Source organism: Citrobacter europaeus, from assembly GCF_037482245.1.
Taxonomy (GTDB): domain Bacteria; phylum Pseudomonadota; class Gammaproteobacteria; order Enterobacterales; family Enterobacteriaceae; genus Citrobacter; species Citrobacter europaeus.
This window is the reverse complement of the sequence record NZ_CP148084.1, coordinates 2,781,976-2,795,821: the sequence shown is the minus strand read 5'-3', so window position 1 is coordinate 2,795,821 and position 13,846 is coordinate 2,781,976. Positions and strand designations below refer to the sequence as shown.

13 protein-coding genes are annotated in these 13,846 nt (G+C 51.1%); 11 read left to right on the top strand and 2 right to left on the bottom strand.

Annotation, left to right across the window (positions count from 1 at the left end; genetic code table 11):
- The first annotated feature begins 136 nt into the window (after positions 1-136).
- A complete protein-coding gene (gene sohB, locus WHR59_RS13160; protein ID WP_286523394.1) occupies positions 137-1,183 on the top strand; it encodes a protease SohB in 1,047 nt (348 codons plus the stop codon).
- Between the two features lie 53 nt (positions 1,184-1,236).
- Here sohB and WHR59_RS13155 read toward each other — a convergent pair whose 3' ends face one another.
- Positions 1,237-1,488 carry a YciN family protein gene (locus WHR59_RS13155; RefSeq protein ID WP_043016147.1) on the bottom strand — a complete coding sequence of 84 codons (252 nt, stop codon included), beginning with the start codon at positions 1,486-1,488 and terminating at the stop codon, positions 1,237-1,239.
- Between the two features lie 398 nt (positions 1,489-1,886).
- Here WHR59_RS13155 and topA point away from each other — a divergent pair, with 398 nt between their 5' ends.
- From topA to acnA, 5 genes are all read left to right on the top strand, one after another.
- Positions 1,887-4,484, top strand: a complete 2,598-nt coding sequence (gene topA, locus WHR59_RS13150) for a type I DNA topoisomerase (RefSeq protein ID WP_338843128.1) — start codon at positions 1,887-1,889, stop codon at positions 4,482-4,484.
- Between the two features lie 208 nt (positions 4,485-4,692).
- Positions 4,693-5,667, top strand: a complete 975-nt coding sequence (cysB, locus tag WHR59_RS13145) for an HTH-type transcriptional regulator CysB (RefSeq protein ID WP_043016149.1) — start codon at positions 4,693-4,695, stop codon at positions 5,665-5,667.
- Positions 5,668-5,980: 313 nt separating this feature from the next.
- A complete protein-coding gene (locus WHR59_RS13140; protein WP_213732144.1) occupies positions 5,981-6,121 on the top strand; it encodes a YmiA family putative membrane protein in 141 nt (46 codons plus the stop codon).
- A gap of 3 nt (positions 6,122-6,124) precedes the next feature.
- Positions 6,125-6,301, top strand: coding sequence for a hypothetical protein (locus WHR59_RS13135; protein ID WP_167394267.1), 177 nt, complete (start codon positions 6,125-6,127; stop codon positions 6,299-6,301).
- 288 nt (positions 6,302-6,589) lie between these two features.
- Positions 6,590-9,265, top strand: a complete 2,676-nt coding sequence (gene acnA / locus WHR59_RS13130) for an aconitate hydratase AcnA (protein WP_043016150.1) — start codon at positions 6,590-6,592, stop codon at positions 9,263-9,265.
- A gap of 49 nt (positions 9,266-9,314) precedes the next feature.
- On the opposite strand, the gene ribA is transcribed toward acnA, so the two are convergent.
- On the bottom strand, positions 9,315-9,905 hold the full coding sequence (gene ribA, locus WHR59_RS13125) for a GTP cyclohydrolase II (RefSeq protein ID WP_043016151.1): 591 nt from the start codon (positions 9,903-9,905) through the stop codon (positions 9,315-9,317).
- Positions 9,906-10,107: 202 nt separating this feature from the next.
- Between ribA and pgpB the strand changes: the two genes are divergently transcribed.
- The 5 genes from pgpB to yciH all read left to right on the top strand — a co-directional run bounded on the left by pgpB (position 10,108) and on the right by yciH (position 13,761).
- Positions 10,108-10,872: a phosphatidylglycerophosphatase B gene (gene pgpB, locus WHR59_RS13120; RefSeq protein WP_043016152.1), complete on the top strand. Its 765-nt coding sequence runs from the start codon at positions 10,108-10,110 to the stop codon at positions 10,870-10,872.
- Between the two features lie 149 nt (positions 10,873-11,021).
- Positions 11,022-11,330, top strand: coding sequence for a LapA family protein (locus WHR59_RS13115; protein ID WP_006684318.1), 309 nt, complete (start codon positions 11,022-11,024; stop codon positions 11,328-11,330).
- 6 nt (positions 11,331-11,336) lie between these two features.
- On the top strand, positions 11,337-12,506 hold the full coding sequence (gene lapB, locus WHR59_RS13110; RefSeq protein WP_043016153.1) for a lipopolysaccharide assembly protein LapB: 1,170 nt from the start codon (positions 11,337-11,339) through the stop codon (positions 12,504-12,506).
- Positions 12,507-12,696: 190 nt separating this feature from the next.
- Positions 12,697-13,434, top strand: coding sequence for an orotidine-5'-phosphate decarboxylase (gene pyrF, locus WHR59_RS13105; RefSeq protein WP_105179604.1), 738 nt, complete (start codon positions 12,697-12,699; stop codon positions 13,432-13,434).
- On the top strand, positions 13,435-13,761 hold the full coding sequence (gene yciH / locus WHR59_RS13100; protein ID WP_043016155.1) for a stress response translation initiation inhibitor YciH: 327 nt from the start codon (positions 13,435-13,437) through the stop codon (positions 13,759-13,761).
- The last annotated feature ends 85 nt before the right edge of the window (positions 13,762-13,846 follow it).

The following is a 13,846-nucleotide window of genomic DNA, read 5'->3' as shown; positions in this document are numbered from 1 at the left end:
CAAAGGCAATAACACCGCAAAATGAACGCTTTGTCATGCTTTTTGCTGATTCCTTGCGGGGTGGATGAAACAAGACGGGTTAACAAGGCTGTTGTACACTGAGCGAAAGTAGTGTTGTTTAACCAAGGTGGGTCTCGTGGAATTGTTGTCTGAATATGGGCTGTTTTTGGCAAAAATTGTCACTGTCGTGGTGGCTATTGCGGTGATAGTTATGCTGATCGTCAACGCGACACAACGCAAACGTCAGCGTGGGGAATTGCGGGTTATTAATCTCAGCGATCAATATAAAGAGATGAAAGAAGACCTGTCGCTGGCCCTATTGGATGGGCATCAACAAAAGTTCTGGCATAAGGCGCAGAAAAAGAAACATAAGCAAGAGGCTAAGGCTGCCAAAGCTAAAGCAAAACAGGGAGACAGCACGTCATCTGATAAACCGCGTGTATGGGTACTTGATTTTAAAGGCAGTATGGATGCCCATGAGGTTAGCGCATTACGCGAAGAGGTGACGGCGGTGCTGGCGGTCGTTAAACCTCAGGATCAGGTAGTGGTTCGTCTGGAAAGCCCGGGCGGTGTGGTACACGGCTATGGCCTGGCCGCGTCGCAGTTACAACGCCTGCGCGATAAGCAGATCCCACTGACCGTCACGGTGGATAAAGTCGCTGCGAGCGGCGGATATATGATGGCCTGCGTGGCGGATAAAATTGTCTCTGCGCCGTTTGCCATCGTCGGCTCTATTGGCGTCGTGGCACAGATCCCGAACTTTAACCGCTTCCTGAAAGGGAAAGACATTGATATCGAACTGCACACGGCCGGACAGTATAAGCGTACGCTGACGCTGCTTGGCGAGAACACGGAAGAAGGGCGGCAGAAATTCCGCGAAGACCTGAACGAAACGCATCACCTGTTTAAAGATTTTGTGCAGCGCATGCGTCCGACTCTGGACATTGAGCAGGTAGCCACCGGGGAGCACTGGTTTGGGCAACAGGCGCTGGCAAACGGGCTGGTGGATGAGATTAATACCAGCGATGAGGTGATTCTCAGCCTGATGAAAGGTCGCGAAGTGTTTAACGTACGTTATCTGCAGCGTAAAAAACTGATGGACCGTTTTACCGGCAGTGCGGCCGAGAGCGCCGATCGTTTACTGCTGCGCTGGTGGCAGCGGGGGCAAAAGCCGCTGATGTAAATTGTCATTGCCGGATGGCGCGAACATCGTCATCCGGCAAATCATTTCTCGCGTTAATCGATCAAGTGATACTTTTCAGAAAGTACATGCGCCAGGTGTTTAAACATATTAAACACCGCCGTACTTTTGGCCGTTGGTAGCCCTTGCTCGTCTAAAAAGTAATCTCCGCTGAAAACCAGCACGCCATTTCGCTGCGTAACGCCGGTGGCGACAATCCCCGCCAGCGTGTCCTCATGCTCACGAATGATTTTGTTGGCTTCAATCAGCAGTGTTTCGCGATCGATGGGTTGAGTGTCTTTATGCATTATTTACTCCTTAAACAAGGACATTAGTCTACGCCGAGCCCGGCTTGTGGGCAAATATTCCCTGACTTAAATGAAGGCTTTAGGAGGGGATTGCAACTGGCGAGATTTGTTTTTGCATGCTAATAAAGTTGCGTAACGCATTTTATCAGGTACAGTGTGACGCTTTCGTCAATCTGGCAACAGATTTGCTTGACATTCGACCAATACTCCGTCGTGCTATAGCGTTTGTGAGCAAAAAATCCTGTTAACTCAGTAACATGAGAGCTACATTACAAGCGCGAATCAGTTTAAGGGGTTGATATCCGCCGACGCAGAGACCATATCGATGTCTCGTCGCCAGTGGAAGGTGAATCAACGTGCGACGCATTCTGGAAGAATCAAATTAGGTAAAGGTGAATATGGGTAAAGCTCTTGTCATCGTTGAGTCCCCGGCAAAAGCCAAAACGATCAACAAGTATCTGGGTAATGACTACGTGGTGAAATCCAGCGTCGGTCATATCCGTGATTTGCCGACCAGTGGCTCAGCAACTAAAAAGAGCGCCGACTCAACCTCCACCAAAACGGCTAAAAAGCCCAAAAAGGATGAACGTGGCGCTCTCGTCAACCGTATGGGTGTTGACCCGTGGCACAACTGGGACGCGCGCTATGAAGTGCTGCCCGGTAAAGAAAAAGTTGTTTCTGAACTGAAGCAACTGGCTGAAAAAGCAGACCACATCTATCTCGCAACCGACCTTGACCGCGAAGGGGAAGCCATTGCGTGGCACCTGCGGGAAGTGATCGGCGGCGATGACACCCGTTACAGCCGCGTGGTGTTTAACGAAATTACCAAAAACGCTATTCGTCAGGCGTTTGAAAAACCCGGCGAACTGAATATCGACCGTGTGAATGCGCAACAGGCGCGCCGCTTTATGGACCGTGTTGTGGGCTATATGGTGTCGCCGTTGCTGTGGAAAAAAATTGCGCGCGGTCTTTCCGCTGGCCGCGTACAGTCGGTTGCTGTGCGTCTGGTGGTTGAGCGTGAACGCGAAATCAAAGCATTCGTTCCAGAAGAGTTCTGGGAGATTGATGCCAGAACGACTACGCCAGGCGGCGACGCGTTACCGCTTCAGGTAACGCATCAGAATGACAAACCGTTCCGCCCGGTCAACCGGGAACAAACGCTTGCCGCCGTTAGCTTGTTGGAAAAAGCGCGCTACAGCGTCCTGGAACGTGAAGATAAGCCGACCAGCAGCAAGCCGGGCGCGCCGTTCATCACCTCCACGCTACAGCAGGCTGCCAGCACGCGTCTGGGCTTCGGCGTGAAGAAAACTATGATGATGGCGCAGCGCTTGTATGAAGCGGGCTACATCACGTATATGCGTACTGACTCAACCAACCTGAGCCAGGATGCGGTGAACATGGTTCGCGAGTACATCGGCGATAATTTTGGCAACAAGTATCTGCCGGAGAGCGCGAACCAGTACGCCAGCAAAGAGAATTCGCAGGAAGCGCACGAAGCTATCCGTCCTTCTGATGTCGCCGTACAGGCGGAATCGCTGAAAGATATGGAAGCCGATGCGCAGAAACTGTATCAGCTGATCTGGCGCCAGTTTGTTGCCTGTCAGATGACGCCAGCCAAATATGACTCCACCACGCTGACCGTGGGCGCGGGTGATTTCCGTCTGAAGGCGCGTGGCCGTATTCTGCGCTTCGATGGCTGGACCAAAGTAATGCCTGCGCTGCGTAAGGGCGATGAAGATCGCATTTTACCGGCGGTAGATAAAGGCGATACGTTGACGCTTATCGAACTGACGCCAGCGCAACACTTTACCAAACCGCCTGCGCGCTTCAGCGAAGCTTCGCTGGTTAAAGAGCTGGAAAAACGTGGCATTGGTCGCCCATCCACGTATGCGTCGATCATCTCTACGATTCAGGATCGGGGTTATGTTCGCGTTGAGAACCGTCGTTTCTATGCTGAAAAAATGGGTGAAATCGTCACCGATCGTCTGGAAGAAAACTTCCGCGAACTGATGAACTACGATTTTACCGCGCAGATGGAAGACAGTCTCGACCAGGTGGCAAATCACGAAGCCGAATGGAAGGGCGTACTCGACAACTTCTTCACTGATTTTACTCAGCAACTGGATAAAGCTGAGAAAGACCCTGAAGAAGGCGGTATGCGTCCGAACCAGATGGTGCTGACCAGTATTGATTGCCCAACCTGCGGACGCAAGATGGGTATTCGTACCGCCAGTACCGGCGTTTTCCTTGGTTGTTCCGGCTACGCGCTTTCCCCAAAAGAGCGTTGCAAAACCACCATTAACCTGGTGCCGGAAAACGAAGTGCTGAACGTGCTGGAAGGCGACGATGCGGAAACGAACGCGCTGCGCGCCAAACGACGCTGCCAGAAGTGCGGCACGGCGATGGACAGCTACCTTATCGATCCTAAGCGCAAGCTGCATGTATGTGGTAATAACCCTACCTGCGACGGCTATGAGATCGAAGAGGGTGAATTCCGTATCAAGGGTTATGACGGTCCTATCGTTGAGTGCGAGAAATGTGGCTCTGAAATGCACCTGAAAATGGGACGTTTCGGTAAGTACATGGCGTGTACCAACGACGAGTGCAAAAATACCCGTAAGATCCTGCGTAACGGTGAAGTCGCTCCGCCGAAAGAGGATCCGGTTCCGTTGCCAGAACTGCCGTGTGAAAAATCTGACGCGTATTTCGTGTTACGTGATGGTGCTGCGGGTATCTTCCTGGCGGCAAATACGTTCCCGAAATCACGTGAGACCCGTGCGCCGTTAGTGGAAGAGTTGTACCGTTTCCGCGATCGTCTGCCGGAAAAACTGCGCTATCTGGCAGATGCGCCGCAGACCGATCCGGACGGCAACAAGTCCATGGTTCGTTTCAGCCGTAAAACTAAGCAGCAATATGTTGCCGCTGAGAAAGACGGTAAGGCTACCGGCTGGTCCGCGTTCTTCGTTGATGGCAAATGGGTAGAAGGAAAGAAATAACAGCATTCTGGCTGAATTTCTCCTCAAAGGGTCGCGTAAGCGGCCCTTTTTGTTTCTGGCGTATTATTTTTTTTCATCACTATACAGCTCACATAGAAATGATATAGTGGTTATAGTTAACACACTTTTTATTATTAAATCGTATTAGCAGCGCCAACGAGCCTGCTCTGAAACGATGATTTGATGGCGCAAATCGGGATGGCTTAACATGAAATTACAGCAGCTTCGCTACATTGTTGAGGTGGTGAACCACAACCTTAATGTCTCCTCAACCGCGGAAGGGCTTTATACCTCCCAGCCAGGTATCAGTAAGCAAGTTCGCATGCTGGAAGATGAGCTTGGCATCCAGATTTTTGCCCGTAGCGGTAAGCACCTGACCCAGGTTACGCCAGCGGGACAGGAAGTTATTCGTATTGCGCGCGAAGTTTTGTCCAAGGTCGAGGCCATTAAGTCCGTAGCTGGCGAACATACCTGGCCGGACAAGGGCTCATTGTATATCGCTACTACCCACACTCAGGCGCGTTACGCGCTGCCAAACGTGATTAAAGGCTTTATTGAACGTTATCCTCGCGTCTCATTGCATATGCATCAAGGATCGCCGACGCAAATCGCCGAAGCCGTCTCGAAAGGGAATGCAGATTTTGCTATCGCGACGGAAGCTTTGCACCTGTATGACGACCTGGTGATGCTGCCTTGCTACCACTGGAACCGTTCGATTGTCGTTACGCCGGACCATCCGTTGGCGGGCAAATCTTCCGTATCTATTGAGGAACTGGCGCAGTATCCACTGGTGACCTACACCTTTGGATTTACCGGGCGTTCGGAGCTGGACACCGCGTTCAATCGTGCCGGACTGGAGCCGCGCATTGTTTTTACCGCGACCGATGCCGATGTCATCAAGACCTATGTCCGTTTGGGTCTCGGCGTGGGGGTCATTGCCAGTATGGCGGTTGATCCTGTGTCCGACCCTGACCTGGTTCGCGTTGATGCGCATGACATTTTCAGCCATAGCACCACCAAAATTGGTTTTCGTCGCAGCACCTTTTTACGCAGTTACATGTATGATTTTATTCAACGTTTCGCACCGCATCTGACGCGTGATGTGGTGGATACGGCGGTGGCGCTGCGTTCCAACGACGATATTGAAGCCATGTTTAAAGATATTAAATTACCTGAGAAATAATAACGACTGTAACCTCGTCGGTATCCTTAAACATAAAGCGATACCGACGACAGAATCTGAACTATTCATTATTTTTCATCTCTATATTAACCGTATATTGTTTATGGTGAAGTTTCACTAAAGTAGTTTCAAATTACTAAGCGCGCCAAAAATCCTTCACAAATATTTATAACCGATCAAACTATTAATTTATTTATCAGGTCGAGCACGAAAATTATCTGGCTTTTTTTCACCTTTTTTATTAGGATTCCTCCTATCTGATGATTAATTGTACCAATTGTTTGGTGCCTAAATGATAAGTGATTTCGATAGTATGAGGTTAGCGATGCCTTCAGGAAACCAGCCAGCACGCCGGGATCCCGCAATGAAACGTAAAGCCTGGTTCGCTGTGTTTCTTGGCTCTGCGATATTCTGGATCATCGTCGCGCTCGTGGCCTGGAATGTGTGGGGGTAGGTGATGTCCACACCGGAACAACGCTCCACCGCAACGCCATCTCCTGACTCTCGTGAACATGAGAGTCAACGCGACGCAGAGAATAAGCCGAATATTCCTCTGACCTGGAAACTCTCTCCTGAACAGCGGGCCTTTATCGATCTGTTTGCTGATGCTGATGATGATGAACAGAAACAATAATTAATATGTTTTTTATTACTATTATTAGCCCACCGTCTTGTATCTCTACTAATTAATTCCGAACAAGCGCCATCAGCCACGCTAATCCGCGTATTATCGAGTGGCCGTTGTCTGTTACACATTCACCGTTTAAATTTTCATTGCTTTAACCTTTCTCTCGCCATTGACTTCACCTGCCACTTTTATCAATTTGAGTTGTTATCAAAGCGTTACATTTTGTTTGTGTTATCTTTAATACTAACCCTGAAGAAAATCAGGGGATCCAACCCTGTCATTTAAGGAGGAGCTATGTCGTCGACCCTACGAGAAGCCAGTAAGGACACATTGCAGGTTAAAGATAAAACCTACCGTTACTACAGTCTGCCGCTGGCCGCGAAATCACTGGGTGATATCACCCGCCTACCTAAGTCGCTAAAAGTTTTGCTGGAAAACCTGCTTCGTTGGCAGGACGGAAATTCTGTTACTGAAGAAGATATTCATGCGCTCGCGCATTGGCTGAAAACCGCCCATGCCGATCGTGAAATTGCCTATCGACCTGCTCGCGTTTTGATGCAGGATTTTACCGGCGTGCCGGCGGTGGTCGATCTGGCCGCCATGCGCGAAGCGGTGAAACGTCTGGGTGGGGATACGGCAAAAGTGAATCCGCTTTCGCCAGTGGATCTGGTCATTGACCACTCGGTAACGGTGGATCGTTTCGGTGATGATGATGCTTTCGAAGAAAACGTTCGTCTGGAAATGGAACGCAACCATGAGCGTTATGTGTTCCTGAAATGGGGACAGCAGGCATTTAGTCGCTTCAGCGTTGTGCCGCCGGGGACGGGGATTTGCCATCAGGTTAACCTTGAATACCTGGGCAAAGCCGTCTGGAGCGAGTTACAGGACGGTGAGTGGGTGGCTTATCCCGATACGCTGGTCGGTACCGATTCTCATACGACGATGATTAATGGTCTCGGTGTACTGGGCTGGGGCGTTGGAGGCATTGAAGCCGAAGCGGCAATGCTGGGTCAACCCGTCTCAATGCTTATCCCCGATGTTGTGGGCTTTAAACTGGTGGGCAAGCTGCGGGAAGGTATCACCGCGACTGACCTGGTTCTGACCGTCACCCAGATGCTGCGTAAGCACGGCGTGGTCGGTAAATTTGTTGAATTCTACGGTGATGGGCTGGACACCTTACCGCTGGCCGACCGGGCAACCATTGCGAATATGTCGCCGGAATACGGCGCAACCTGCGGTTTCTTCCCGATCGATGACATCACCCTCGAATACATGCGTCTGAGTGGGCGAAGTGAGGAGCAGGTTGAGCTGGTCAGCGCCTACGCCAAAGCGCAGGGCATGTGGCGTAACGCCGGCGATGAACCCGTATTTACCAGTTCGCTGGAGCTGGATATGGGCAGCGTGGAGGCAAGTCTTGCCGGACCAAAGCGCCCGCAGGATCGGGTGGCGCTGGCTGATGTACCGAAAGCTTTTTCGGCCAGTAATGAACTTGAGGTGAATAGCTCGCTGAAAGACCGTCAGCCCGTGGACTACACCATGAGCGGCCAGCAGTATAAGCTGCCGGACGGTGCGGTGGTGATAGCCGCTATCACTTCCTGTACCAACACCTCCAACCCAAGCGTACTGATGGCGGCGGGGCTACTGGCGAAAAAAGCAGTGACGCTGGGTCTGAAACGTCAGCCGTGGGTAAAAGCCTCGCTGGCGCCTGGATCGAAGGTGGTCTCTGATTATCTGGCACAGGCCGGGTTCACACCATACCTTGATGAGCTGGGATTCAATCTTGTAGGTTATGGCTGTACCACCTGTATAGGTAACTCTGGGCCTTTACCCGATCCTATCGAGACCGCCATCAAAAAAGGCGATCTGACGGTAGGGGCGGTACTTTCCGGCAACCGTAACTTCGAAGGTCGTATCCATCCGCTGGTGAAAACTAACTGGTTGGCGTCTCCGCCGCTGGTGGTGGCTTACGCGCTGGCGGGAAATATGAATATCAACCTGACGAAAGATCCGTTAGGCCATGACAGGAAAGGCGATCCCGTTTATCTGAAAGATATCTGGCCGACAGCCCAGGAAATAGCCCGTGCCGTAGAGCAGGTCTCTACCGCCATGTTCCATAAAGAGTATGCTGAAGTGTTTGAAGGCACGCCAGAATGGAAAGCAATCCAGGTTGATCGGGCTGATACCTATGGCTGGCAGTCTGACTCGACCTATATCCGCTTGTCGCCATTCTTCGATGGTATGCAGGCTACGCCGGATCCGGTTCAGGACATTCACGGCGCGCGTATTCTGGCAATGCTCGGGGATTCCGTCACCACCGACCACATTTCTCCTGCCGGCAGTATTAAACCGGACAGCCCGGCCGGGCGTTATCTGCAAAGTCACGGCGTTGAACGTAAAGATTTTAACTCCTACGGTTCACGACGCGGGAATCATGAAGTGATGATGCGTGGTACCTTTGCCAATATTCGTATTCGCAATGAGATGGTACCCGGCGTGGAAGGCGGCATGACGCGTCATTTGCCGGGAACTGAAGTGGTGGCTATCTATGATGCGGCCATGCAATATCAGCAGGAGAACGTACCTCTGGCAGTTATTGCCGGGAAAGAGTATGGCTCCGGCTCCAGCCGCGACTGGGCGGCGAAAGGCCCGCGCTTGCTAGGGGTTCGCGTAGTTATCGCTGAGTCTTTTGAGCGTATTCACCGCTCTAACCTGATTGGTATGGGGATTTTACCGCTGGAATTCCCGCAGGGCGTCACGCGTAAAACGCTGGGATTAACCGGTGAGGAAGCGATCGATATCACGGACTTACAAAACATTAAGCCGGGGGCGACAGTCCCGGTGAGTATGGTACGCCCGGATGGGCGTAAAGAGGTGATACTATGCCGCTGTCGTATTGATACCGCAACGGAGCTAACGTACTATCAAAACGATGGTATTCTGCATTACGTGATTCGTAATATGTTGAATTAAAATGCAAAAAGCCTGCGAGGGCAGGCTTTTTTACCAGTGCTGGCAATGCTTATTTGCTCAGCAAATGTCCCATCTTGGCGGCTTTGGTGTCCAGGTAATGTTCATTGTTTGGGTTACGGCCCACAATCAACGGCACACGTTCAACAATATTGATTCCCGCTTCGGTCAGGATTTCTACTTTCTTCGGATTATTGGTCAGCAAACGAACTTCATCCACACCCAGCAGCTTGAACATATCCGCACACAGCGTGAAATCGCGCTCGTCTGCCGCAAATCCCAATTGATGATTAGCTTCAACGGTATCATAACCCTGGTCCTGCAACGCGTAAGCGCGGATTTTGTTGAGCAGGCCGATGTTACGTCCTTCCTGACGGTGATAAAGCAGTATCCCTCGCCCTTCTTCAGCAATATGGGTGAGGGCCGCTTCGAGCTGGAAACCGCAATCGCAACGCAGGCTAAACAGTGCATCGCCAGTCAGACATTCCGAGTGGACGCGCGCCAGGACAGGCGTTTGGCCTGTAATATCGCCAAAAACCAATGCGACATGATCGTGTCCGGTTGCCAGTTCTTCAAATCCCACCATCAGGAAATCACCCCAGGGGGTTGGCAGTTTGGCTTCTGCCACACGTTTAAGCTGCATGTAATTCTCCAGATTATGCTGGCACTCGTCGTGCCTTCGCCTGTCGGCTTCTGTTCTGTATTACACTATTTTGCCATAAGGCAACGACGTTCACCTAATCGCGACCAAGGATTCGCTTTTGGAATGGCACAAAATTGTCAATTTTCCCGGCATGCGCAATTTTCAGTTATGATTGTGAGACTTATCGACGAAAGGAGAGGCAATGCTTTCTATTGCAAAGCGCACCGCAGTTGGGGCTGGACTACTACTTATCATGCCGGTTGCCGTATGGGTATCTGGCTGGAGCTGGCAGCCGGGACACAATGTCTGGTGGTTAAAGTCCTTGTACTGGGTAACGGAAACGGTGACGCAGCCGTGGGGAATTATCACTCATGTTGTTCTCTGCGCATGGTTTCTGTGGTGCCTGCGCTTTCGTCTGAAAGCCGCAGTGATGTTGTTTGCTATTCTGGCGGCAGCGATTTTAGTCGGGCAGGGCGTGAAGTCCTGGGTCAAAGACAGGGTGCAAGAGCCGCGACCTTTTGTCATGTGGCTGGAAAAAACGCACCATATTCCGGTTGATGAGTTCTACACTTTAAAACGTAAAGATCGTGGGCACTTAGTCAAAGAACAATTGGCAGAACAGCAGGATATTCCAACGTTTTTACGCAAGCACTGGCAAAAAGAAACGGGGTTCGCTTTTCCATCCGGGCATACGATGTTTGCCGCCAGTTGGGCTTTACTGGCAGTAGGATTGTTATGGCCGCGCAGACGTACGCTGACAATTGTGTTTTTGCTGACCTGGGCCACCGGCGTTATGGGTAGCCGCTTGCTGTTAGGCATGCACTGGCCCCGTGATTTGGTGGTGGCAACGCTGATTTCGTGGCTGCTGGTGACGTTGGCGACGTGGCTTGCGCAGCGGGTATGCGGGCCATTAACACCGCCAGTACAGGAGAAAAAAGAAATTGCGCAGCGAGAACAAGAAAGCTAGCGATGATTGATTTTTCAAATTTTGCCCTTAAATCAGAAAGTGGAAAGCGCTTTTCCGTTTCGCACTCGTTGTGAAAATGGTAATTTAAAGGGCTCAATGCGGTAAGTTGGACACGATTTATTCGCTCAAACCACATAACGGGAAGTAATGTGAAATATTTACTCATTTTCTTACTGGTGTTGGCGATTTTTGTTATTTCGGTGACATTAGGCGCGCAAAACGATCAACAGGTTACGTTTAATTACCTGCTGGCTCAGGGTGAGTATCGTATCTCTACGCTGCTTGCTGTATTGTTTGCCGCAGGTTTTGCGATTGGTTGGTTAATTTGCGGCCTTTTCTGGCTGAAGGTTCGTGTGTCTCTTGCGCGCGCCGAACGTAAAATCAAACGACTGGAAAACCAGCTTGCGCCTGCGACCGACGTTGCGGTTTCTGCCGATTCGTCGGTTGTGAAGGAATAATTATTTATGTTGGAGTTGTTGTTTCTGCTTTTACCTGTAGCCGCTGCCTATGGGTGGTATATGGGTCGCAGAAGTGCGCAACAAAACAAGCAGGATGAAGCTAACCGTCTTTCCCGTGACTATGTCGCCGGGGTTAACTTCCTCCTGAGCAACCAACAAGACAAAGCGGTGGATCTGTTCCTTGATATGCTAAAAGAGGACACAGGCACCGTTGAGGCTCATCTCACCCTCGGAAACCTGTTTCGCTCTCGCGGTGAAGTCGATCGCGCAATCCGCATCCATCAAACGCTAATGGAAAGTGCCTCGCTGACCTACGAGCAGCGTTTACTGGCCGTGCAACAACTGGGACGCGACTACATGGCCGCGGGTTTGTATGACCGCGCTGAAGACATGTTCAATCAGCTGACCGATGAAACTGATTTTCGCGTCGGCGCATTACAGCAGCTGTTGCAAATTTATCAGGCCACCAGCGAATGGCAAAAAGCCATTGATGTCGCGGAGCGTCTGGTGAAGCTTGGTAAAGACAAGCAGCGTAATGAGATAGCCCACTTCTATTGCGAACTGGCCCTACAGCAAATGGGTAGCGACGATTTGGATCGCGCCATGACGCTGTTGAAAAAAGGCGCAGCGGCAGATAAAAACAGTGCGCGGGTATCCATCATGATGGGGCGCGTGTATATGGAGAAAGGTGATTACGCAAAGGCAGTTGAAAGCCTACAGCGGGTGATTTCCCAGGATAAAGAACTGGTCAGTGAAACGCTGGAAATGCTGCAAAGCTGCTACCAGCATCTGGGGAAAAACGATGAGTGGGTGGAGTTTTTGCGTCGGGCCGTTGAGGAGAATACTGGCGCCGCCGCCGAACTGATGCTGGCTGATATTCTTGAAGCGCGTGAGGGTGCTGAGACAGCTCAGGTTTATATCACTCGGCAGTTGCAACGCCATCCTACGATGCGCGTGTTCCACAAACTGATGGATTACCATCTCAACGAAGCAGAAGAAGGGCGTGCCAAAGAAAGCCTGATGGTTCTGCGCGATATGGTCGGGGAGCAGGTACGCAGCAAGCCGCGCTACCGCTGCCAGAAGTGTGGTTTTACCGCGTATACGCTGTACTGGCATTGCCCATCTTGCCGTTCATGGTCAAGCATTAAGCCCATTCGCGGACTTGATGGGCTGTAATTTTTAAAAAAACCTCACTTTAGTTACAACATACTAGTTATATTTAATAGATCCATCCTTCACCTCCGCTGCCAGTTTCGCCTGGCAGAAATGTAATCGCGCCTGTTAATTTTCTATTACCGCAGGTAGAATGCACGCCGTTTACCCATTTCGCGCCGCCGGAGGCGCCCATCCTCAAGAAGGTCTGGTCATGACGTTTACTGCTTCATCTTCTTCTCGTGCTGTTACTGATTCTCCTGTCGTTGTCGCTCTCGATTATTCCAATCGTGATAAAGCATTAGCTTTTGTCGACAGAATTGATCCTCGTGATTGCCGTTTGAAAGTGGGCAAAGAGATGTTCACGCTTTTTGGACCTCAGATGGTTCGCGATTTACAACAGCGTGGCTTTGATGTCTTTCTTGATTTGAAATTTCATGATATTCCCAATACCACCGCGCATGCCGTTGCAGCCGCAGCCGATCTTGGTGTGTGGATGGTTAACGTTCATGCCTCTGGCGGGGCACGTATGATGACCGCAGCCCGTGAAGCCTTACTCCCTTTTGGCAAGGACGCGCCGCTGCTGATTGCGGTAACGGTTCTGACCAGTATGGAAGCCAGCGACCTCGCCGATCTTGGCGTGACGTTGTCACCTGCAGAGCATGCTGAGAGACTGGCGCGCTTAACTCAAAATTGTGGTCTGGACGGGGTTGTGTGTTCAGCGCAGGAAGCGGTGCGATTCAAGCAGGCGTTTGGTCAGGCATTTAAGCTGGTGACGCCAGGGATTCGTCCGGAAGGTAGCGAGGCGGGCGATCAGCGTCGTATTATGACGCCGGAGCAGGCGCAGTTAGCCGGTGTGGATTACATGGTGATTGGTCGTCCGGTCACGCAGTCTGCGGATCCCGCGCAGACGCTGAAGATGATCAACGCCTCCCTGAAACGAGGTGCGTAAATGAACGACTCAAACTCTCGTCTGGTCTATTCAACCGACTCCGGGCGTATTGATGAACCGAAAACGGCGCCTGAGCGTCCAAAAGGCGATGGCATTGTGCGTATCCAGCGCCAGACCAGTGGCCGCAAAGGTAAGGGCGTGTGTCTGATTACCGGTCTTGATCAAGACGATGCCGAACTGACCAAATTAGCCGCTGAACTGAAGAAAAAGTGTGGGTGCGGTGGGGCGGTAAAAGACGGTGTGATTGAAATACAGGGTGATAAACGCGACCTGATTAAATCGTTGCTGGAAGCCAAAGGAATGAAGGTTAAACTGGCAGGCGGTTAATAAAAAAAGCCACGGAAAAAATCCGTGGCTTTTTAATAATGCAGACCTGAAAAAGTAAACGTATTATTATATCGAGCCGTTCAGC